At 64.0% G+C, this 20,173-nt stretch carries 15 protein-coding genes; 6 read left to right on the forward strand and 9 right to left on the reverse strand.

Features of this window, described 5'->3' with window-relative positions:
• Positions 1–2: 2 nt before the first annotated feature.
• Together NUX07_RS02070 and mutS are read right to left on the reverse strand one after the other, a co-directional pair.
• Positions 3–2,723 carry a [protein-PII] uridylyltransferase gene (locus tag NUX07_RS02070; RefSeq protein ID WP_265528448.1) on the reverse strand — a complete coding sequence of 907 codons (2,721 nt, stop codon included), beginning with the start codon at positions 2,721–2,723 and terminating at the stop codon, positions 3–5.
• Positions 2,723–5,332, reverse strand: coding sequence for a DNA mismatch repair protein MutS (mutS, locus tag NUX07_RS02075; RefSeq protein ID WP_265528450.1), 2,610 nt, complete (start codon positions 5,330–5,332; stop codon positions 2,723–2,725). Before mutS ends, NUX07_RS02070 begins: the two co-directional genes overlap by 1 nt.
• A gap of 103 nt (positions 5,333–5,435) precedes the next feature.
• Here mutS and NUX07_RS02080 point away from each other — a divergent pair, with 103 nt between their 5' ends.
• Complete coding sequence (locus tag NUX07_RS02080) at positions 5,436–7,745, forward strand: NADP-dependent malic enzyme (protein ID WP_265528452.1); 2,310 nt, start codon at positions 5,436–5,438, stop codon at positions 7,743–7,745.
• 3 nt (positions 7,746–7,748) lie between these two features.
• Here NUX07_RS02080 and NUX07_RS02085 read toward each other — a convergent pair whose 3' ends face one another.
• A complete protein-coding gene (locus NUX07_RS02085; protein ID WP_265528454.1) occupies positions 7,749–9,863 on the reverse strand; it encodes a RelA/SpoT family protein in 2,115 nt (704 codons plus the stop codon).
• A gap of 47 nt (positions 9,864–9,910) precedes the next feature.
• On the reverse strand, positions 9,911–10,201 hold the full coding sequence (locus NUX07_RS02090) for a CC_3452 family protein (RefSeq protein ID WP_265528456.1): 291 nt from the start codon (positions 10,199–10,201) through the stop codon (positions 9,911–9,913).
• A gap of 97 nt (positions 10,202–10,298) precedes the next feature.
• Here NUX07_RS02090 and NUX07_RS02095 point away from each other — a divergent pair, with 97 nt between their 5' ends.
• Positions 10,299–10,817 carry a winged helix-turn-helix transcriptional regulator gene (locus NUX07_RS02095; RefSeq protein WP_265528458.1) on the forward strand — a complete coding sequence of 173 codons (519 nt, stop codon included), beginning with the start codon at positions 10,299–10,301 and terminating at the stop codon, positions 10,815–10,817.
• 71 nt (positions 10,818–10,888) lie between these two features.
• On the opposite strand, the gene rpoZ is transcribed toward NUX07_RS02095, so the two are convergent.
• On the reverse strand, positions 10,889–11,245 hold the full coding sequence (rpoZ, locus tag NUX07_RS02100) for a DNA-directed RNA polymerase subunit omega (protein WP_265528460.1): 357 nt from the start codon (positions 11,243–11,245) through the stop codon (positions 10,889–10,891).
• 113 nt (positions 11,246–11,358) lie between these two features.
• On the opposite strand from rpoZ, the gene NUX07_RS02105 reads away from it, so the two are divergent.
• Positions 11,359–12,528, forward strand: a complete 1,170-nt coding sequence (locus NUX07_RS02105; RefSeq protein WP_265528461.1) for a phospholipase D-like domain-containing protein — start codon at positions 11,359–11,361, stop codon at positions 12,526–12,528.
• Positions 12,525–13,805: an MFS transporter gene (locus NUX07_RS02110; RefSeq protein ID WP_265528463.1), complete on the forward strand. Its 1,281-nt coding sequence runs from the start codon at positions 12,525–12,527 to the stop codon at positions 13,803–13,805. The genes NUX07_RS02105 and NUX07_RS02110 overlap by 4 nt, the downstream gene beginning before the upstream one ends.
• Here the strand turns inward: NUX07_RS02110 and NUX07_RS02115 are convergent.
• The 3 genes from NUX07_RS02115 to NUX07_RS02125 form a co-directional block, all read right to left on the reverse strand.
• A complete protein-coding gene (locus NUX07_RS02115; RefSeq protein ID WP_265528464.1) occupies positions 13,802–16,084 on the reverse strand; it encodes a CDC48 family AAA ATPase in 2,283 nt (760 codons plus the stop codon). The two genes, NUX07_RS02110 and NUX07_RS02115, sit on opposite strands and share 4 nt — an antisense overlap.
• Positions 16,085–16,282: 198 nt before the next feature.
• The gene (locus tag NUX07_RS02120; RefSeq protein ID WP_265528465.1) at positions 16,283–17,041 is read right to left on the reverse strand and encodes an SDR family NAD(P)-dependent oxidoreductase; all 759 of its coding nucleotides are present in this window, start codon (positions 17,039–17,041) and stop codon (positions 16,283–16,285) included.
• Positions 17,041–17,490, reverse strand: a complete 450-nt coding sequence (locus tag NUX07_RS02125; protein WP_265528466.1) for a peptidylprolyl isomerase — start codon at positions 17,488–17,490, stop codon at positions 17,041–17,043. The genes NUX07_RS02120 and NUX07_RS02125 overlap by 1 nt, the downstream gene beginning before the upstream one ends.
• Positions 17,491–17,605: 115 nt before the next feature.
• On the opposite strand from NUX07_RS02125, the gene mgtE reads away from it, so the two are divergent.
• On the forward strand, positions 17,606–18,994 hold the full coding sequence (mgtE, locus tag NUX07_RS02130; RefSeq protein WP_265528467.1) for a magnesium transporter: 1,389 nt from the start codon (positions 17,606–17,608) through the stop codon (positions 18,992–18,994).
• A gap of 54 nt (positions 18,995–19,048) precedes the next feature.
• On the forward strand, positions 19,049–19,450 hold the full coding sequence (locus tag NUX07_RS02135) for a DUF1489 family protein (RefSeq protein ID WP_265528468.1): 402 nt from the start codon (positions 19,049–19,051) through the stop codon (positions 19,448–19,450).
• Here NUX07_RS02135 and NUX07_RS02140 read toward each other — a convergent pair.
• Entirely contained in the window at positions 19,447–20,166 is a 720-nt protein-coding gene (locus NUX07_RS02140) for a GIN domain-containing protein (protein WP_265528469.1), read from the reverse strand. The genes NUX07_RS02135 and NUX07_RS02140 overlap by 4 nt on opposite strands.
• Positions 20,167–20,173: the final 7 nt, after the last annotated feature.

Here is a 20,173-nt window from a genome sequence, read left to right on the forward strand (position 1 = left end):
GCTCAGTCGCCGGCCGCGTCGATAATGGCGGCGTGCAATTTCTCGGTTATCTCGGCCGAGAGCTTTCGTCCGTGACGATCGGTAAGGTAAAAGCTGTCGACAGCGCGCTCGCCATAGCTGGTGATATGCGCGGAATGGACGATCGCATCGCTATCGAAGATCGCATGCGCCAGGCGGGCGAGCAGTGCCTGCCGGTCGCGTGCGTTGACTTCGACCACGGTCATGCGGTTCGAGGCTTTCTGGTTGATCAGCGCCGATGGCGCGATGTCGAAGGCTTCTTCGCGTTCCGAAAGTTCGGCGAAGTCGGGCCGCGGCGGCGCATCCTGCGCGGCGATCGCCTCGCTGAGCGCACCGCGCAGCCGATCCTGGCGGCGCTTGTCGGTGTAGGCGCGGCCCTGCGCGTCGGTGATCAGCAAATTGTCGAGCGCCATGCCGTCGCGCGTAGTGTGGATGCGGGCATCGACGATGCTTGCGCCCGCAGCGGCCAGCGCCGCGCAAATTCGGAAGAACAAGCCTTCGCGATCGGGCGCGAATATCGAGACGCGCGTGGCGCCGCGTTCGGGATCGTCCGCCAGCGCGATATCGGCCTCGACATCCCCAATCCGCGCTTCGGCATTGGCCATCTGGCGCGCATTCGCTTCCTGCCAGTCTTCGGGTTCGGCGAGCCAATAGGCATCGGGGAGCCGCTGGCCGTGGGCGCGCATGACCTCGGCCGTCCAGCCGAGCCGGTTGCCAAGGTCGCGCTTACGCTGGGCCACCATCTCGTCGCGCCCATGCTGCTTGTAGCCAAGGCGCAGCCGCTCTTCGGCAGCCTCGTAGAGCGTGCGCAGCAAGGTGCGTTTCCATTCGGTCCAGGTGCCGGGGCCCACGGCGCGAATATCGACGGTGGTCAGGATGCCGAGGAGCTTGAGGCGCTCGGGGCTTTGCACCGCGGCGACGAAATCCTCGATCGTCTTGGGGTCGGCAAGGTCGCGCTTGAACGCCGTGGCGCTCATCAGCAAATGGTTGCGCACCAGCCACGCGACGGTCTCGGTCTCTGCGGGCGAAAGGCCAAAGCGCGGGCAAAGCTCGCGCGCGATCTCTGCGCCCAGCTCGCTATGGTCGCCGCCGCGGCCCTTGGCGATATCGTGCAGCAGCACCGCGACATAGAGCACGCGGCGATCGGCAAGCTTGCGCAGCAGTGCGGTGATGACCGGATGGTCGTCTTTCATTTCGCCGCGGTCAATGGCGGCGGTCAGCCCGATGGCGCGGATCGTATGCTCGTCGACCGTATAGTGGTGATACATGTCGAACTGCATCTGCGCGACGACGCGGCCGAAGTCGGGCACGAAGCGGCCGAATACGCCCGCCTCGTTCATCCACCGGAGAACCAAATCGGTGTCGTCGCGTCCGGTCAGGATGTCGAGGAACAGCGCATTGGCCTTGGGGTCTTCGCGCACGTCATCGGCCAGCCGCGCGTCGCGCGCCGCCGCGCGCATGGCGTCGGGATGGATCTCCAGGCCTTCGCGCTGCGCGACCCTGAACATTTCGATCAGCCGCACCGGGTCCTGCTTGAAGAAATCGGGCTTGGGTATGGTGAGCCGACCGCGATCGAGCGTGAAGCCATCGAGGTGACTGGTGCGCCGGAACATGGTGGGGATCGCAAAGCGCTTGCCCTTTTTGCCCATGCGTTCGTCCAGTTGGGCGAGAAAGACGCCGGTGAGGTCGCCCACCGCCTTGGCGTTGAGAAAGTAGAACTGCATGAAGCGTTCGACTGCGGACTTTCCCGGTCGGTCGGCATAATTCATCGCCTCGGCGATCGTCTTCTGGTGATCGAAGCCGAGCCGGTCTTCGGCGCGTCCGGCGCTCTGGTGCAGATGGCAGCGCACTGACCACAAGAAGCGCTCGGCGCGTTCGAAGCGGCGAAATTCGCGCGCATCGAACAGCCCCGCATCGACCAGATCGGCCGGTCGCTTGGATCCGAAGACATAGTGGCCGATCCAGTAAAGCGTCTGCAGGTCGCGCAGCCCGCCCTTGCCGTCCTTCACGTTGGGTTCGACGAGATAGCGGCTGTCGCCCATCTTCTCGTGGCGCGCGTCGCGTTCGGCCATCTTGGCGGCGACGAATTCGGCCGCGGTGCCGTGAACGACCTCGGCACGAAAACGCGCGCTGGTGCCATCGAAAAGGATGTCATCGCCCCAGATCCAGCGCGCTTCGAGCATGGCGGTGCGCACCGCCATATCTTCGCGCGACAGGGCGATGACTTCCTCTGGCGTGCGGACCGAGTGGCCGACCGTGATCCCAAGATCCCAGAGGAGATAGAGCAAGGCTTCGATCACCTGCTCGTTCCACGCCGTCTTGCGCTGCGGGACCAGCATCATGAGGTCGAGATCGCTATACGGCGCCATTTCGCCGCGCCCGGTGCCGCCGAGCCCGCAGATCGCGACGCGTTCGCCCGACGACGGGTTGGCGTTGGGATAAAGCTTTTGCGTGATGAAGTCCCAGCCCAGCCGCACGACCTGATCGGCGAGGAAACCGTAAGAGGCAGCGTGAACGCGCCCGCGCCCGGGTTCGTCGGCCAGGCGGCGGGCGATTTCGGCGCGTCCGGCCTCGTAGGCCTCGGCAATGATCGTCGTCCCGTCTTCACGGTCGGGCCGGTCCAGCGCCGACAGGCGATCCGCCAGCGCGCGGCGATCGATGATCGACCGGCGATCGTCGACGTCACCGACGCGCAGCGGCTGCATTATTCGCCGTCCTCGGCGAGACGTTTGAGCCGGTAGAGTTCGTCGAGCGCTTCGCGCGGCGTCATCGCATCGGGGTCGAGCGCGCCGAGCGCATCGGCGAGCGGATCGCGCGTTTCCTCCTTCAGCGGCGTCGCGGCGAAGAGCGGCAAGGCGTCGAGCCCCGCGGCGATACCGCCGGTGGCTTCGCGGCCTTCTTCCAGCTTGGCAAGGACCGCCTTGGCGCGCGCCAGCACCTTTGGCGGCAGGCCGGCAAGCTTGGCGACCGCGATACCGTAACTGCGATCGGCGGCGCCATCGGCGACTTCATGGAGCAGCACCAAGTCGCCCTTATATTCGCGCGCGCGAACGTGGTGGAGCGAGAGCGCATCGAGGCGGTCGGCGAGGCGGGTCAGTTCGTGATAATGGGTCGCGAACAAGGTGCGCGCTTCGATCGTGTCATGCATCGCCTCAACCACGCCCCAGGCGATGGCGAGCCCGTCATAGGTCGAGGTGCCGCGCCCGATTTCATCGAGGATCACGAGGCTGTGTTTGGTCGCCTGCGCAAGGATCGCGGCGGTCTCGACCATCTCGACCATGAAGGTCGAACGGCCGCGCGCGAGATTGTCGGCAGCGCCGACGCGGCTGAACAACTTGTCGACCATGCCGATCTTGGCGCTTGCGGCAGGCACGTAGCATCCGGCCTGCGCCAGCAATGCGGCAATTGCGACCTGCCGCAGGAAGGTTGATTTGCCGCCCATGTTGGGGCCGGTGATCAGCCAGAGCCGGTCTTGCGGCCCGAGCGCACAATCGTTGGCGACGAAGCGCTCGCCCTCCTTGTCGAGCGCGGCTTCGACGACCGGATGCCGCCCCGCCTCGATCTCGAGACAGGGCTGGTCGACCAGGTGCGGCAGGCACCACTTACCCTCGATCGCGCGCGCGGCATTGGCGGCAGCGACATCAAGGCGCGCGGCGGCATCGGCGGTTTCGGCAATACGCGCCGCGGCGGCGATCGCCTTGTCGGTCAGTGCGGCAAGGTGTTTCGCTTCACACGCAAGCGCTTCCCCCGCGGCCTCGGTCAGGCGGCGGGCTTCTTCGTGCAGGTCGCTCGAATTGAAGCGCACGGCGTTGGCCATCGTCTGGCGATGGGTGAAGCCGCTATCCTCGGCCATCAACTTGTCGGCCTGTTTGGCGGGCACCTCAATATGATAGCCGAGCACATTATTATGCTTGATTTTCAGCGCCTTGATGCCGGTGGCGTCTCGGTACTTGTGCTCAAGCGCAGCGATGGCCTGGCGTCCGCCGGACGCCATGTCGCGAAGATCATCCAACTCGGGATCATAGGCCTTGGCAATGTAGCCGCCTTTGGCCGCATCGATCGGCGGGCTCTCGACGAGCGCGCGTTTGAGTTCGTCGACCAGCGCATCGTGGCCAACGAGGCGCGGCAGTAGCGCCGCGAGCAACTCGGGGTGCGGGCCGGTGTCACCGATCGCTTCCGCCAGTTCGCGGCAGGCGACAAGGCCATCGCGCAGCTGGCCCAGGTCGCGCGGACCGCCGCGTCCGGCGACGAGGCGGCCAAGCGCGCGCGCAATGTCGGGCATCGCTTTCAACCGGCTGCGCACATCGTCGCGTTGCAACTGGTCTTCGGCAAAATGCTGGACGAGCGCGAGACGCGCTTCGATGGCGGGACGATGCGTGAGCGGTGCCGACAGGTCCTGGGCCAGCAAGCGCCGCCCGCCCGCCGACACGCAGCGATCGATGCAATGCAGCAGGCTCCCGGCATGGGCGCCGCTCTGCGTTCGCGTGATCTCCAGGCTGTCGCGCGTCGCCGGATCGATCGCCATGTGGCCCGACCGTTCGATCCGCGTCGGGCTGGCAAGGAAACTGGCGGCGTCCTTTTGCGTGGCGTCGAGATAGGCGAGAAGGCCGCCCGCCGCCGCCAATTCTGCGCGCCCCGGCGACCCAAAGCCGTCGAGGCTCTTCACGCCGTAGCGCGCCTTGAGCGCCTTTTCGCCCGCGATGCTGTCGAAACCGCCCTGGCCGTCGGTGGTGGCGATGCCCGGCACCTTGTCATCGGCAATCGTTTCGGCAGGGTCGAGCCGGGCGAGTTCGGCCTGGAGGTCGCCCGGGCCGCAGGCGATCAACTCGAAGCGTCCCGTTGAAATGTCGGCCGCCGCGATGGCCCATTCCTCGCCCGCGCGGCCGATCGCGGCAAGCCAGTTGGCCGCACGCGATTCGAGCAGGCTTTCCTCGGTCAGCGTACCGGGGGTGACGAGGCGGATGATGGCGCGGCGCACCAGCGCCTTGGATCCATCGCGTGCCTTGGCTTCGGCAGGCGTTTCGACCTGTTCGGCGATGGCGACGCGGTGACCACTACGGATCAGCTTGGCGAGATAGCTTTCGGCGGCGTGGACGGGCACCCCGCACATCGGCACGTCTTCGCCTTTTTCCTTGCCGCGCTTGGTCAGCGCGATGTCGAGACAGGCGGAAGCGACCTTCGCGTCCTCGAAGAAAAGTTCGAAGAAATCGCCCATCCGATAAAAGAGCAAGGCGTCGCCCGCCTCTTTTTTCAGCGCAAAATATTGCGCCATCATGGGCGTCACTTTTGCCTTGGGAGAATCGTCGCGGGCCATCGGCGGAGGCTAGCATGGCTTGGCTGCACTGCACCATGGTTTCCCCCGTGACTCCGGGGTGAAAAAGGCTCTAAAGCGCCCATCCAAAGGAGAGGCAGCATTCATGAGTGAAGCCAACGTCAAATTTTCGGACGCGGAAGCGATCGATTTCCACGCGCGCGGCCGTCCCGGCAAGATCGAGATCACGCCGACCAAGCCGATGACCACGCAGCGCGACCTGGCGCTGGCTTATTCGCCGGGTGTCGCGGTGCCTGTCGAAGCGATCGCCGCCGATCCGGGCCGTGCCTACGAATTGACGGCGAAGGGCAATCTCGTCGCGGTCATTTCCAACGGCACAGCAATTCTCGGTCTCGGCAATCTCGGCGCGCTCGCGTCCAAGCCGGTGATGGAAGGCAAGGCGGTGCTGTTCAAACGCTTCGCCGATGTCGATTCGATCGATCTCGAACTCGATACCGAGGACCCGCAGGCCTTTATCGACGCGGTGGCGCTGATGGGGCCCAGCTTTGGCGGCATCAACCTTGAGGACATCGGGGCGCCCGACTGCTTCATCATCGAGCAGGCATTGAAAGAGAAGATGAACATCCCCGTGTTCCATGACGACCAGCACGGGACCGCGATCATCACCGCGGCGGGGCTCATCAACGCGGCGCACCTGACCAATCGAAAGCTTGCCGACATGAAGGTCGTCGTGAACGGCGCTGGTGCGGCAGCGATTGCCTGCAGCGATCTGATCGTCGCGATGGGCGTCAAGAAAGACAATGTGATCATGTGCGATCGATCGGGCGTCATCCACAAGGACCGCGACGATCTCGACCAGTTCAAATCGGCGCAGGCCGTTGATACCGACAAGCGGACGCTGGCCGAAGCATTGGTTGGTGCGGACTGTTTCCTCGGGCTGTCGGCGGGTAACGTGCTCGATGGCGACATGATCAAGCAGATGGCGGAGCAGCCGATCATCTTCGCGATGGCCAATCCCACACCCGAAATCTCGCCGCCGGTGGCCAAGAAAGCGCGGCCCGATGCGATCATCGCGACGGGGCGTTCGGACTATCCCAATCAGGTCAACAACGTCCTGGGCTTTCCCTTCATCTTTCGCGGCGCGCTCGATTGCCGCGCCACGGGGATCAACGAGGAAATGAAGATTGCCGCGGCGCAAGCGCTGGCAGATCTGGCGCGCGAAGCGGTGCCCGAAGAAGTCGCGGCGGCCTACGGCGAATCCAAGAGCTTCGGACCCGACTATATCATTCCCGCGCCGTTCGACCCGCGCCTGATCGAAGAAGTGCCGATGGCGGTCGCCAAAGCGGCGGCGCAATCGGGCGTCGCGCAGAAACCGATCGAGGATTATGACCAGTATCGCCGCCAGCTGCGCGCGCGTCTCGATCCGACGGTCTCGGTGCTTAGCCTCGCTTACGAGGCGGCCAAGCGTAATCCCAAGCGCGTGCTGTTCGCCGAGGGCGAAGAAGACAATGTCTTGCGCGCCGCCATTGCGTTCAAGGAAAACGGTCTGGGCGTGCCGGTGCTGGTCGGCCGCGATGACGTTTACGACAAGCTCAAGGCGCTGGGCGTCGAGGATGCCGACGAGTGGGAGGTTCTCAACAGCCGCAATTCGCCGCTGGTCGAGAAGGCGGTGGACTTCATCTACGAAAAGCATGCGCGCCAGGGGCTGCTGCGCCGCAAGGTCGAACGCATGGTCAACCAGGATCGCAACTACTTCACCGCCGCCATGCTGGCGCTGGGCGAAGGCGATGCGATGATCACCGGGACGACGCGGCCCTTCTCCGAAAGCCTGGCCCAAGTGCGCACCGTGATCGACGACGATCATGGCGGGGAGCCGTTCGGGATCAACATCGTGGTCGGCAAGGGCCATACGGTGCTGATCGCCGATACCTCGGTGACCGAACGCCCGACCGCAGAGCAGCTGGCGACCATCGCGATCCGTTCGGCAGCGTTTGCGCGGCGCATGGGTCAGGAGCCGCGCGTTGCCTTCATTAGCTACACGACCTTCGGCAATCCCGAAGGCGAGTATATCGATGAATTGCGCGACGCGGTGAAGGTGCTCGACCGCACGGCGACCGATTTCGAATATGAAGGCGAGATGGCACCCGACGTAGCGCTCAACTTCGATGCGCAGCGCAAATTTTACGGTTTTAGCCGCCTGACGGGTCCCGCGAACGTACTGATCATGCCGGGGCTGCAATCGGCCAGCCTGTCGACGAAGCTTTTGAAGCTGGTCGGCGGCGAGAATGTGCTGGGGCCGTACCTGGTCGGGATGAGCCAGCCGGTGCAGATCGCACCGATGACCGCGACATCGAACGATTTGGTGACGCTGGCGGTGCTGGCGGCTGGCGGCGCGGACGCGATCCGGCGCGGCAATGCTGCGATGCGCGGCGCTGCGGAAGAGGTGGTCGGCTAGCGCCTAGATACGCTCGGCCTGGCTCACCACGTCGCTGGCGCGAAGCGCGGCGATGATCGCGTGCAGGTGGGCCAGGTCGTGCAATTCCACGTCGACGTGGAAGGTGTGGAAGCTTCCGTCCCGGTTTTCGAGATGGAGATTGACGATATTGGCGTCGCGCGCGCCCAGGATCCCCGCCATCTCGCCGAGCGCACCTGCAACATCGCGCAGGATGATCGCGATTTTGGCGGTGCCGCCATCGGTTTCCTCGCCCCAGCTAAGATCGATCCAGTCGGCATCTTCGCCCGAAGCGAGCTTGTCGCAGCCGATGACGTGGACGTCGATCGCCTCATCATCGCCGCGCACGCCGACGATACGGTCGCCCGGGATGGGGTGGCAGCACTCGGCCAGGTGGAAGGCGACGCCGGGGGTGAGCCCCTTGATCGAGATGGCCGACTGCTGGCCCGGCATCTTGTCCTTCTTGCGGCGACGGCGCAGCAGCCCGGTACGCTCGGTGGTCGATCCCGGCAGAACGGCCTCCATTACCGCCTCGTCGGTCAGTTTCTTGCGCGCGACCGCCATGAGGAGCGCGTCTTCATCGCCATGCATCAGCCGGTCGGCGGCCTCGCGCAGCGGCTTGGCGGGCAGCTTGCCGTCGATGCGCTGCACGATGTCGTCGAAGATCTTGTGGCCAAGCTCGATATTCTCGTCGCGCTCCTTGTGGCGCACGAAGCGGCGGATCGCCGAGCGCGCCTTTCCGGTCGCCACGAAGCGCAGCCAGCTGGGCTGCGGGTGCTGCGATTCCGAGGCGAGGATATCGACCTGGTCGCCATTTTCGAGCGGGGTGCGCAATGGAACCACGCGCCCGTTCACTTTGGCGCCGACCGTCTGGTCACCAAGATCGGTGTGGACCGCGTAGGCGAAATCGACCGGCGTCGCGCCTTTTGGCAGCTGGATGAGCTCGCCCTTCGGCGTGAAGGCGAAAATGCGATCCTGGTACATCGCCATGCGCGTATGTTCGAGCAGCTCGTCGGGATCGTCGGCATGATCGAGGATTTCGACGAGATCGTTGATCCAGGGCACCTGCATGTCGGCGGCAGGCTTGCCCTCCTTGTAGGCCCAGTGGGCAGCAAGGCCGCGTTCGGCCTGTTCGTGCATCGCGCGGGTGCGTATCTGCACCTCGATGCGCATATTGCTGTCGTGGATGATGGTGGTGTGGAGCGAGCGGTAGCCGTTACGCTTGGGGGTCGAAATAAAATCCTTGAAGCGGCCCGGTACCATCGGCCAGCGCTGGTGGATGAGCCCAAGCGCGCGGTAGACGTCGGCGTCATCCTCGACGATCACGCGAAACGCCATCACGTCGGACAATTGCTCGAAGCTGATGTGCCGCTCGGCCATCTTCTTCCAGATCGAATAGGGATGCTTCTCGCGTCCCGTGACCTCGGCTTCGAGGCCATGATCGGAAAGATGGAGCTGAAGGTTGAGTCCGATACGATTGATCGCATCGCCGCCCGATGAATGGAGCTGTTCGAGCCGGCGCGTGATCGAGGCATAGGCATCGGGTTCGAGCTGCTGGAAGGCGAGCGTTTGCATCTCCTTCATCATCTCGTACATGCCGATGCGCTCGGCGAGCGGGGCATAAATGTCCATCGTCTCGCGCGCGATGCGGCGGCGCTTCTCTTCCCTGGGGATGTGATGAAGCGTGCGCATGTTGTGGAGCCGGTCGGCCAGCTTCACCAGCAAGACGCGGATGTCGCCCGACAGCGCGAGCAGGAATTTGCGCAGGTTTTCCGCCGCGCGCTCGCTCTCGGTCATCGCTTCGACCTTGGAGAGCTTGGTCACGCCATCGACCAAACGCGCCACCTCCTCGCCGAACAGGTTCTTGATCTGCTCGGGCGTGGCGACCGTATCCTCGATCGTGTCGTGGAGGATCGCGGTGACGATGGTTTCATCGTCCAGTTTCATGTCGGTGAGGATGCCGGCCACTTCGATCGGGTGGCTGAAATACGGGTCGCCCGAAGCGCGCAATTGCGCGCCGTGCGCCTTCATCGAGAAGACGTAAGCGCGGTTGATCAGCGCTTCGTCAGCCTCCGGGTCATAGGCCCGGACCTTCTCGACGAGTTCATATTGTCTCAACATCCCCTACAAGATGGGGTCACGAGGGGTCTCTTCGCAAGTGCAAAAAACTATTTGGCCTTGGCGTTGCACTTGGCGAGGGCAGTCTGGTCCATTGCTCGCCCGTTGACCGAGAAGCTGGCCAACCTGCCGACTTCTTTGGCGAGACGCTCGCACAGGATGTTGGGACGGCTGGCGTCGGACATGGTCTTGCAGTCGCCGCCAGTGCAGTTCCACGAAGCGCCCTTCGTGATGATGCGCCCTTCGGCGCCGGCTTCGGGGGTGGCCTTCATGAGCGGTGCGGCACCCGCCAACGCGGGGGCGGCGACAAACAGGAGTGTGAACGGGAGCAGGGCGCGCATGACGTAATCCTTTTCAGTTGCGATGAACAACCTAATAAGAATTCCGATTTCAAAACGCAACTAGTTTTCATTGAATATCGGGTTTAAGGCTTGTCGCATGGCTGACACCTCCCTCGCCGAAACGGCGCCGTCGATCGAAGATTTCAAGGATGCAGCGCTGCGCTGCCCGCTGCCTGCCGCGATCGAGTTGATCGGCGAAAAATGGGCATTCCTGATACTCCGTGGGGCGTTCAACGGTCTTCAGCATTTCGAACAGTTTCAGGCCGGGCTGGGCATAGCGCGCAACATCTTGTCGGACCGGCTGACCAAGATGGTCGACGGCGGGGTGCTGGCGCGCAATCCCGATCCGGACGATCGTCGCAAGGTCGTCTATTCGCTCACCGAGAAAGGGCTCGCATTGCTGCCTGTGGTGGTGGCGCTGCGCCAATGGGGAGAGGATTGGGGTCATGGCCCGACCAACATCATCCTTGCCGATACGCGCGATGGCAAACCCATTCGCAGGATCAAGCTGATGAGCCATGACGGCCGCGAACTCGATCTCGAAGACCTGATGTGGCTCGACCGGCGGTCGGGTGCGGCAGTGCGCCGCGAAGACGGCTGGCACGGCAAGATCTAGCGCGCCGCGAGCGACAACGAGAAAGGGCGGCCCGATGGAGCCGCCCTATTCCTATCCGAAGATGAACTGCCTTAGCGGCGCGGATCGTAGTCCGCGGGCGCGGCCGACGGGGTCGGGCGCGGCGGTGCGGCAGCGGTGAGGCGCAGCGCTTCTGCGCTTTCGCTCAGGCCCGCCAGTTCATCAACCTCGTCATCATCGTCGAGCTGCACTTTCTGCAGGCTCATGATGACGGCTTCTTCGAGATGCTTGGGCTTGATCGTCTGCTCGGCAATTTCGCGGAGCGCGACGACCGGATTCTTATCACGATCGCGATCGATGGTGAGGTCCGCACCACCCGAAATCTGGCGAGCGCGCTGGGCGCTCAGCAGGACCAGATCGAACCGGTTGGGGACCTTGTCGACGCAATCTTCGACGGTAACGCGTGCCATGGGCCGCTTTTCCTTTAGAAAAATGGGCGGAAATTCGAATGGGCGAGATAGGGATGCGCGGGGCAAGAGTCAATCGCTTGTCATGCCTTGCCCAAGGCTCCATGACGCTTGGCATGCACGATCATCCGTCAGGTTTCAGTTTCGAGGTGGACGGCCACCAGGGTCGCCTCGTCACTGGCGGAGCGGAGCGGCTCGAGCTCATTCTCGACATGATCGCGAGCGCAAAAAGACGCCTGCAACTGGTATTCTATGACATGGCGGACGACGATCGCGGCATGCAGATCCGCGATGCGCTCGTCGATGCGGGCAAGGGCGGCGTCGACATCACGATCATGATCGACGGGTTCGGGTTGATCGATCTCAAGGACGAAGAAGAGTTCTTCGCGCCGATCACGTCTGCGGGGGGCAAGGTTCACAAGATGAACCCGTCCTTCGGGCGGCGCTATTTCCTGCGCAACCACCAGAAGATCGTTGTCGTAGATGGCCAAAGCTGCCTGGTCGGCGGTGCGAACTTGGCGAACGATTACCTGTCCGATGACCATGAGACGTGCTGGCGCGACGTGTGGCTGCGCCTCGATGGGCCGCAGGCGGCGTACCTGGGCGACTATGTCGATGCGCTTTGGGGTTTCGCCCATAGCAACAAGCGCCGGTTCGGCGAACTTAGCGACATCGTTGCCGAATATAGCCAGATCGATGGCGCGCTGCAGTGGAAGCTGTCGGGCCCCTGGCCGCGGCAGACGCCGTGGCCCACCGACTATGTGCGCGATCTTTGGAAGGCCAAGAAGGTCGACATCATCGCTGCCTATTTCTCGCCGCCCAAATCAATCAAACGCCGGCTATGGCGCGTTGCCGATCGCGGCGGCGAAGCGCGGATCGTCACGCCAGCCAAGTCGGACAATAACGCCACCATTGCGGCGGCAAGGCACACTTATGGCCAGCTGCTGGCGAAGGGCGTGCGGGTCTTCGAATACCAGCCGTGCAAGCTCCACACCAAGCTCGCGATCGTCGACGACGTCGTATATATCGGCTCGTCGAACTTCGATTTCCGTAGCCTTTTCATCAACATGGAATTGATGCTGCGGATCAAGGACGCCGACGTCGCGGACAAGTTTCGCGCCTATGTCGATGCCGAGTTGAAGGACGCCGAAGAGATCACGCGGCAGGTATACAAGGAGCGCGCAAGCCTGTGGCGGCGCATCATGTGGCGCCTGTCCAACTTCATGGTGACGACGATGGATTACACCGTCTCTCGCCGCCTCAATTTCCCGCTAGGCGACGATTGAGCGCTATCGGCCCCATTGCGGGGAGCGCGCTGACGAGCCGCCAGTTCATCTTGCTCTACGCTGCCATGCTGGTCAGTGCGGCTGGCAACACCGCCTTGCAATCGGTCATGCCCGCGATCGGGCGCGCGATGGGCGCCCCTGACATCTATGTCGCGCTGACCTTTTCGGTTTCGGCGGTGCTATGGGTCGTCCTGGCCCCGCGATGGGCGCGGCAGAGCGATCACCATGGACGCAAGCCGCTGATCATCCTGGGCGTCGGGGCAGGATTCACGCTGTCGTCGCTGCTCTGTGCTTTTGTCCTGTGGGCGGGGCTGGAAGGTTGGATTGCGCCGGCACTGACCTTCTTGCTGTTCGGCATCGTGCGCGCGCTCTACGGCATCTTTGGTTGCGCCACGCCGAGCGCGACGCAGGCCTATCTTGCCGCCAAGACCCGGCGCACGGCGCGGGTCAAGGCGCTCGCCGGGCTGACCAGCAGCTTCAGCCTCGGGACGATCATCGGCCCGGCGCTGGCGCCGCTGTTCGTGCTGCCCTTCGTCGGCCTTTCCGGCCCGCTGTTCGTCTTCACCGGCTTTGGCATCGCGGTGATGCTGGCGGTGTTGCGCTGGCTGCCCAACGACCAGGGCGCGCACGGGCGCGGCGCGGCGATGAGCTATCCCTCGCTCGCCTCGACGCCGACAGGGGCTAGCATCAAGGCGGCAACCAGCGAACTGCCCGAACGCATGCGATGGAGCGACCCGCGCATCCGGCCATGGATACTCGCGGGTGTCGTCACGAACCATGCGATGGCGGCGATCCTGTCGGTAATCGGCTTTTTCACGATCGACCGGCTGGGCCTCGACCCGGTGGGGTCCGAACAATCGATCGCGCTGGTCATGTTGGCGGGCGCGGTGGCGACGCTGGGCGCGCAGTGGGGGATTATTCCGCGCCTCGGCTGGGGACCGCGCACCCTGATCCTCGCAGGTTCTTCGATCGCGGCGGTGGGAATGGTCGGTACGATGCTGGCCGACACGCTGTACGGCATCGTGCTCGGCTTTGCCTGCCAACATCTTGGCTTCGGTCTGATCCGTCCCGGCTTCACCGGGGGCGCGAGCATTGCCGTCCCGCTGCGCGAACAAGGCGGGGTCGCGGGGGTCGTGACATCGGCCAACGGCGTCGCGTTCGTGGCCGCTCCCACGCTCGGCATCGTCGCCTATCAGCTCGAACCGCACCTGCCTTTCGCGGCGAGTGCGGTCCTGCTGGTCGGCGTCGTATTGTGGGGCTGGCGAAAGCTGGCCTAGCGCTCGCCGTCGACACTCGGAATATGGAAGCCGATCCCTGCCGTCGGGCGCACCGCGTCCGATTTCAGGTTGGCCTGGATCTTGGCATATTCCTCGATCATCTTCTCGGTGACCGATGCACCGGTATCGCCCAGCGCGGCTTCGAAATCGGCGCGCGTCACCTTGGGCTCCTCATCGTTGCGTCGCAGCGCGATCAGGCCCGCGCGGCGGGTCAGGTCCTCAAGATCCGCACCGGTGAAGCGCTCGGTCTTTTTCGCCCATTCTTCCAGATCGACATCGTCTGCCAGCGGCATATTTTGGGTGTGGATCTGAAGGATGCGGAGGCGCCCCTCATAGGTCGGCGGGCCGACGTAAATCAGCTCATCGAAGCGGCCGGGTCGCAGCAACGCGGGATCGACCAGGTTGGGCCGGTTGGTGGCGCCGATCAGGACGACATTGTTGAGGTCTTCGAGCCCGTCCATCTCGGACAGGATGGTGTTGACCACGCGTTCGGTGACTTGCGGTTCGCCATGACCGCCACCGCGCGCGGGGACGAGGCTGTCAATTTCGTCGATGAAAATGATCGTCGGCGCGACCTGACGGGCGCGCGCGAACAGGCGGGCGATCTGCTGCTCGCTTTCGCCGTACCATTTGGACAACATGTCGGACGACTTGACCGAAATGAAGTTGGCGTGGCTTTCGCGCGCGGTAGCCTTCGCCAACAGCGTCTTGCCGGTGCCCGGCGGCCCATAGAGCATGAAGCCCTTGGCAGGGCGGATGCCAAGCCGCTTGAACGCGTCGGGATGGGTGAGCGGCAGTTCGATACCTTCGCGCAGCTTATCGCGGGCATCGTCAAGGCCGCCAATATCCGACCAAGTGGTCTGCGGGATCGAGACCATGACTTCGCGCATGGCAGACGGCTGGACGCGCTTGAGCGCTTCCTGGAAATCGTCGAGATTGACCGAGAGGTTGTCGAGCACTTCTGCCGGAATCGTGTCGTCTTCTAGGTTAAGCTTCGGCATGATACGCCGAACGGCCTCGAGCGCCGCCTCTCGCGTCAGCGCGGCAACGTCGGCGCCCACAAAGCCGTGGGTGCGCTTGCTCAGCGCGTCGAGATCGACATCCTCGCCGAGCGGCATGCCGCGCGTGTGGATGCCGAAGATTTCGCGTCGGCCGTTTTCATCGGGGACGCCGATCACGATTTCGCGGTCGAAGCGGCCGGGGCGGCGCAGCGCCTCGTCGATGGCTTCGGGCCGGTTGGTGGCGGCGATGATGACCGTGTTCTGGCGCGGTTCGACCCCGTCCATCAGGGTCAGCAGCTGTGCGACGAGGCGCTTTTCGGCCTCGCCGGCGACGCGGTCGCGCTTGGGCGCGATCGAGTCGATTTCGTCGATGAAGATGATCGACGGGGCTTCCTTGGCCGCCTCCTCGAACAGTTGGCGCAGCTTTTTCTCGCTTTCGCCATAGCCCGAGCCCATGACTTCAGGCCCTGCGATGTGGAAGAATTTGGCGTCGCTTTCATTGGCGACCGCACGCGCCAGCATCGTCTTGCCAGTTCCGGGCGGGCCATGCAGCAGCACACCCTTGGGCGGATCGACGCCAAGTCGCTGGAACAGTTCGGGGTGGCGCAGCGGCAGCTCGACCATTTCGCGCAGGCCATCGATGGTGCCCGACATTCCGCCCAGATCGTCATAGGTCACCGCACTGCGCGGATCGGGGGTGGCGGCGTCGCCCACCGGAAGAAGGCTGACCTCGGTATTGGCATCGATGTGGACGATGCCATCGGGCTTGGTTGAGACGACTTTTAAACGGATTTCCTGCAGCGCGAACGCCGGCGCGTTGAGCAGGCGGCGAAGCTGCTCGGGCATTTCCTGGTTGACGCGCTGCTGGCCAGCCGTGGCGACAAGATCGCCCATCTTCATCGGACGATTGGCAAAACTGCGCTGCAACGCTGCGGAAGAACCTTGCAGGCGCACATGCGGCTGGGCTGGGGCGAGCACGACCGACTTGGCGGCGACCGAGCTGGTCTTGGCGATGGTCACGAAATCGCCGGCGCCGACCTGCGCATTATGGCGCTGCAGCCCGTCGATGCGGATGATGTCGAGGCCCTCGTCATCGGGATAGGGGCGCACCGCAACGGCAGGCGTCGCGCGCTTGCCGCAAATCTCGATAATGTCGCCGTCATTGAGCCCCATCTCGCGCATCAGCGAAAGCGGCACGCGCGCCAGCCCGCGACCGCTATCGCCGGGGGGGAGGCTTGCAACTTGAACTTTACCGGGTTTGGTTTCGGCGTCGACCATCGTCACTCCTTGGAATTCTCATCGCCGTAACGGTGCACGGCGGGTTGAAGTTCAATGTGGTACGCTTTGCAGACAAAAAAAGGGCCCGGCGCAGTGCGCCAGGCCCAGTCAGGAGAGGTGCCATGTTACTGGCCCGTTCTTTATTGCAACGCACAATGAATTTTGCAAGTGCGATTGTGCGTTGCACCAATACTTCACCTATTTCTTGATCAGATTCACGATTTTGCGGAGCGTCGAGCGCGGGAAGATGCGGTGCGCCTGCGCGCTCATCTTGTTGGTCATCCCGGGCACCACGACCGCCTTGTTGGCATCGAGGCCGGCGATCCCCGCTTTCACCACGTCGATCGACTTGGCGGCCAGGTTGTCGACGGCCTTGTTGCCGCCAAACCCCGCCACCTTGCCGAATTCGGTCGAGGTCGGCCCCGGGCAGAGCGCGCTGACCTTGATGCCATGCGGCTTCACTTCCTCGTGCAGCGCCTCGCTGAAGCTCAGCACATAAGCCTTGGTGGCGAAATAAACCGCCATGCCGGGGCCCGGCTGGAAGCTGGCGACCGATGCGACATTCATGATCTCGCCGCGGCCGCGCTCCACCATGCCGCCGAGGCAGGCATGCGCGAGGTCGGTCAAGGCCCCGATGTTGAGGTCAATCATCTGGCGCTGGCGTTCGCCGTCCAGTTCGTGGAAGCGCCCGACCAGCCCGAAACCGGCATTGTTGATCAGCACGTCGACATGCTCGCCCGCCATATGTAGCTGCGTCATCAGCAGCGCCACGGCATCCTTTTCGGACAGGTCCATCGCGACGATCCGGGCATTGCCGACCTCGTCTGCCACTTCCTGCAAGCGGTCCTCACGCCGCGCTACCAATACCAGCCGATGCCCGCGCGCTGCATATTCGCGCGCAAAGTCGACGCCGAGACCGGCAGAGGCCCCGGTGATAAGCGTGACAGGCGAGCTCATCAGCTGACCGTCGCCTTTTCAATCTTGCCGGGATTCTGGACCGGTTCGCCCGTCGGCAAGGCATCGATATGCTCCATGCCGCTCTCGACCTGGCCCCAGACGGTATACTGGTTGTCGAGGAAGCGGGCATCGTCGAAGCAGATGAAGAACTGGCTGTTTGCGCTGTCCGGATTGGGCGTGCGCGCCATCGAACAGGTGCCGCGCACGTGCGGCGCGTCGTTGAACTCGGCCTTGAGGTCGGGAAGCTTGCTACCGCCCGTGCCAGTGCCCGTCGGATCGCCGCCCTGCGCCATGAAGCCGGGGATGACGCGGTGGAAGACCACGCCGTCGTAGAAGCCGTCTTCGGCAAGCTTGGTAATGCGCTCGACATGGCCGGGTGCCAGGTCCGGGCGCAGCTTGATGACGACATCGCCGCCGGTGGAAAGGGTGAGGGTAAGCGTATCGCCCATGAAAGGCTCCTTGGTTACGTGATCGTTCGCGACGGGATGTAGCGGCTGCTGACCCGTTGCGCCACCGGGGGCTTTGCGCCTAGGTAGACGCGTGGCATCGCGAAGGGGGACGATCATGGCCGAGACCGATACGATTCCCCCAGAGGAAGACGGCATCCACGACAAGGAAGACCGCCTCCTTCCGGAATATGTCAAACAGGTCATCGAGGCGGTCGAAGCCGGCGATGATGCGCGCGCCCGCGACCTCGTCGAACCGCTCCACCCGGCGGACGTCGCCGACCTCATCGAAGTGGTCAGCCAGGAAACCCGCGCGCGGCTGATCACCGCGCTCGGTCACGAAGTCGACGCCGAAGTCTATGCCGAGATGAACGACTATGTCCGTGAGGTCGTCATCGAGGAGATGGACCCTGCGGTCGCCGCCGAACTCACCGGCGAGATGGATACCGACGATGCGGTCGCGGTGCTCGAGGATCTCGACGATGACGACCAGCGCGCCATCCTTGACGCGATGGAGCCAGATGACCGTGCGGCGGTCGAAGAAGCGCTCACCTTTCCCGAAGAATCGGCCGGTCGCCTCATGCAGCGCGACCTCATCGCGGTGCCCGAACACTGGCATGTCGGGCAGGTCATCGATTACCTGCGGTCGGACGAAGACCTGACGAGCGATTTTTGGGAAATCTTCGTGGTTGGTCCGCAGCATCGGCCGGTAGGGACTACCAAGCTTTCCACGCTGCTGCGCACCCCGCGTGCCGTCCCGATCACCGATATCATGCAGGAGGAACAGACGCTGATCCCGGTCGACATGGACCAGGAAGAGGTGGCGCTGAAGTTCCAGAAATACGGGCTGATTTCGGCCGCGGTGGTGGACGAGAACGGTCGGCTGGTGGGCATGATCACGGTCGATGACATCGTCCACATCGTCCAGGAAGAAGCGGGTGAGGATACGCTGCTGCTGGCCGGTGCCGGCGAAGGCGACATCAACGAAAGCATCGCGGAAGCCTACAGCGAACGCGTGCGCTGGCTGATCGCCAACCTTGGTACCGCGCTGATCGCAACCTTCGTCATCGCGATGTTCGAAGGGACCATTGCCGAACTGGCCATCCTCGCGGCTTTGATGCCGATCGTGGCGGCGCTTGGCGGCAATGCGGGGACGCAAAGCCTTGCGGTCACGGTGCGCGCGCTTGCCACCAACCAGCTGACCGGCGCAAACCGCTGGCGCACGGTCGGCCGCGAGTTCCAAGTGGCGATGCTCAACGGCATCACCATCGCCGTGATCCTGGGGATCGGCGTGTCGATCTTCCTCTATCCGGCAATGGGCGCGGTGATCGCCGCCGCGATCCTCTTCAACATCCTGATCGCCGGGATGGCGGGCGTGCTGGTTCCCGTGGCGCTCGACCGCTTCGGCGCCGATCCCGCGGTGGCGAGCAGCGTGTTCGTCACCACCGTTACCGACACCATGGGGTTCTTCGCGTTTCTCGGGCTGGCCAGCGCCGTCCTGCTCTAAGCCAGCCCTCGGCCTGCATTGAAACTGCGCTGCAGTGACGCCAGTTTATAGGCAATGCCGGTTCATCTCACCAAGGTTGCCTACGGCGCCAAGACGCTGCCGACGCTGGAAAAGCGTATCGCGGCGCGCGCCCGCAATGGCGAGGTCCGGCTGGTGACCAAGCGGCGGCCGCGGCGCCATGAAGAGGCCGTCGATGGCGGTGCGCTCCACTGGATCATCAAGCACCGGATCGTGGCGCGATCGAGGATCCTGCGCTTCGACCATCGCAGTGACGGGCGCTGGGACATCGTCTGCTCCGATCGCTTGGAAGTGGTGGCGGCCAAGCCCAAGCGCGCGCACCAGGGCTGGCGTTACCTGGAAGAAGCGGACGCGCCGGGCACCGATGCCGATGATAGCGGTATCGCCGAACTGCCGCCCCGGCTTTACGGGAAGCTGGCGGCGCTGTCGCTCGTCTAGCGGCGGTTGCGGCCGAAGCCTTCGCGCACTTCGCAGCCGCTGATGCGGGTCGGGCCTTCGATGTTGAGCGTGCAGGCGGGGCGTCCCTGTAGCGCGATGTCACCCGCGCCGCGCGTTTGCAACTCGGCTGAATTCGTCGCCGTGATCTGCACCATTCCATTGCCATCGACGGTCAGGTTGAGGTCGCGCACTTTGAGATCATTGGCCTGGAGCGACGACAGGCCGCGAACGAGCACCTTTGCCTCGAGCGTTTCGCCCGCCAGTCGCATGCTGCCTGCACCCGCCAGACCGACCGTCAGACGTTCGACGTCCATCGCGGTGATTTCAGCATGACCCGATCCACCAAGGATGAGCGAGAATTCGTCGACCTCGATGCGTTCGATGCGCAGGCGCCCCGGCCCGTTCACGCTGGCGCGGTCGAGCGAGGGGGTGCCGATCTCGATGCGCAGGGGGTCGCCGCCATCGGTCGGGTTGGCCCCCCATGCCGAGCGGTTGACGCTCACCGTCATGATACGGCCCGTCTGTTCGATCTCGATCTGTGGGATGGCACGCGCCGGGCCGATCACGCGGGCATAAGGCGCAACGCCCGTTTCGACATGCACATCGACCGCGCCGCGAATTATCAGCTGGTCAAAAGTGGTGACGGTGAAGTTGCGCGTTTCCGCCGATGCGGCGGCGCCGCTGATCAATAGCAAAAGGGCGATGATGGCTTTCATGGTCGCC

Origin of the sequence: Sphingomicrobium marinum (assembly GCF_026157105.1) — a bacterium.
Lineage (GTDB): Bacteria > Pseudomonadota > Alphaproteobacteria > Sphingomonadales > Sphingomonadaceae > Sphingomicrobium > Sphingomicrobium marinum.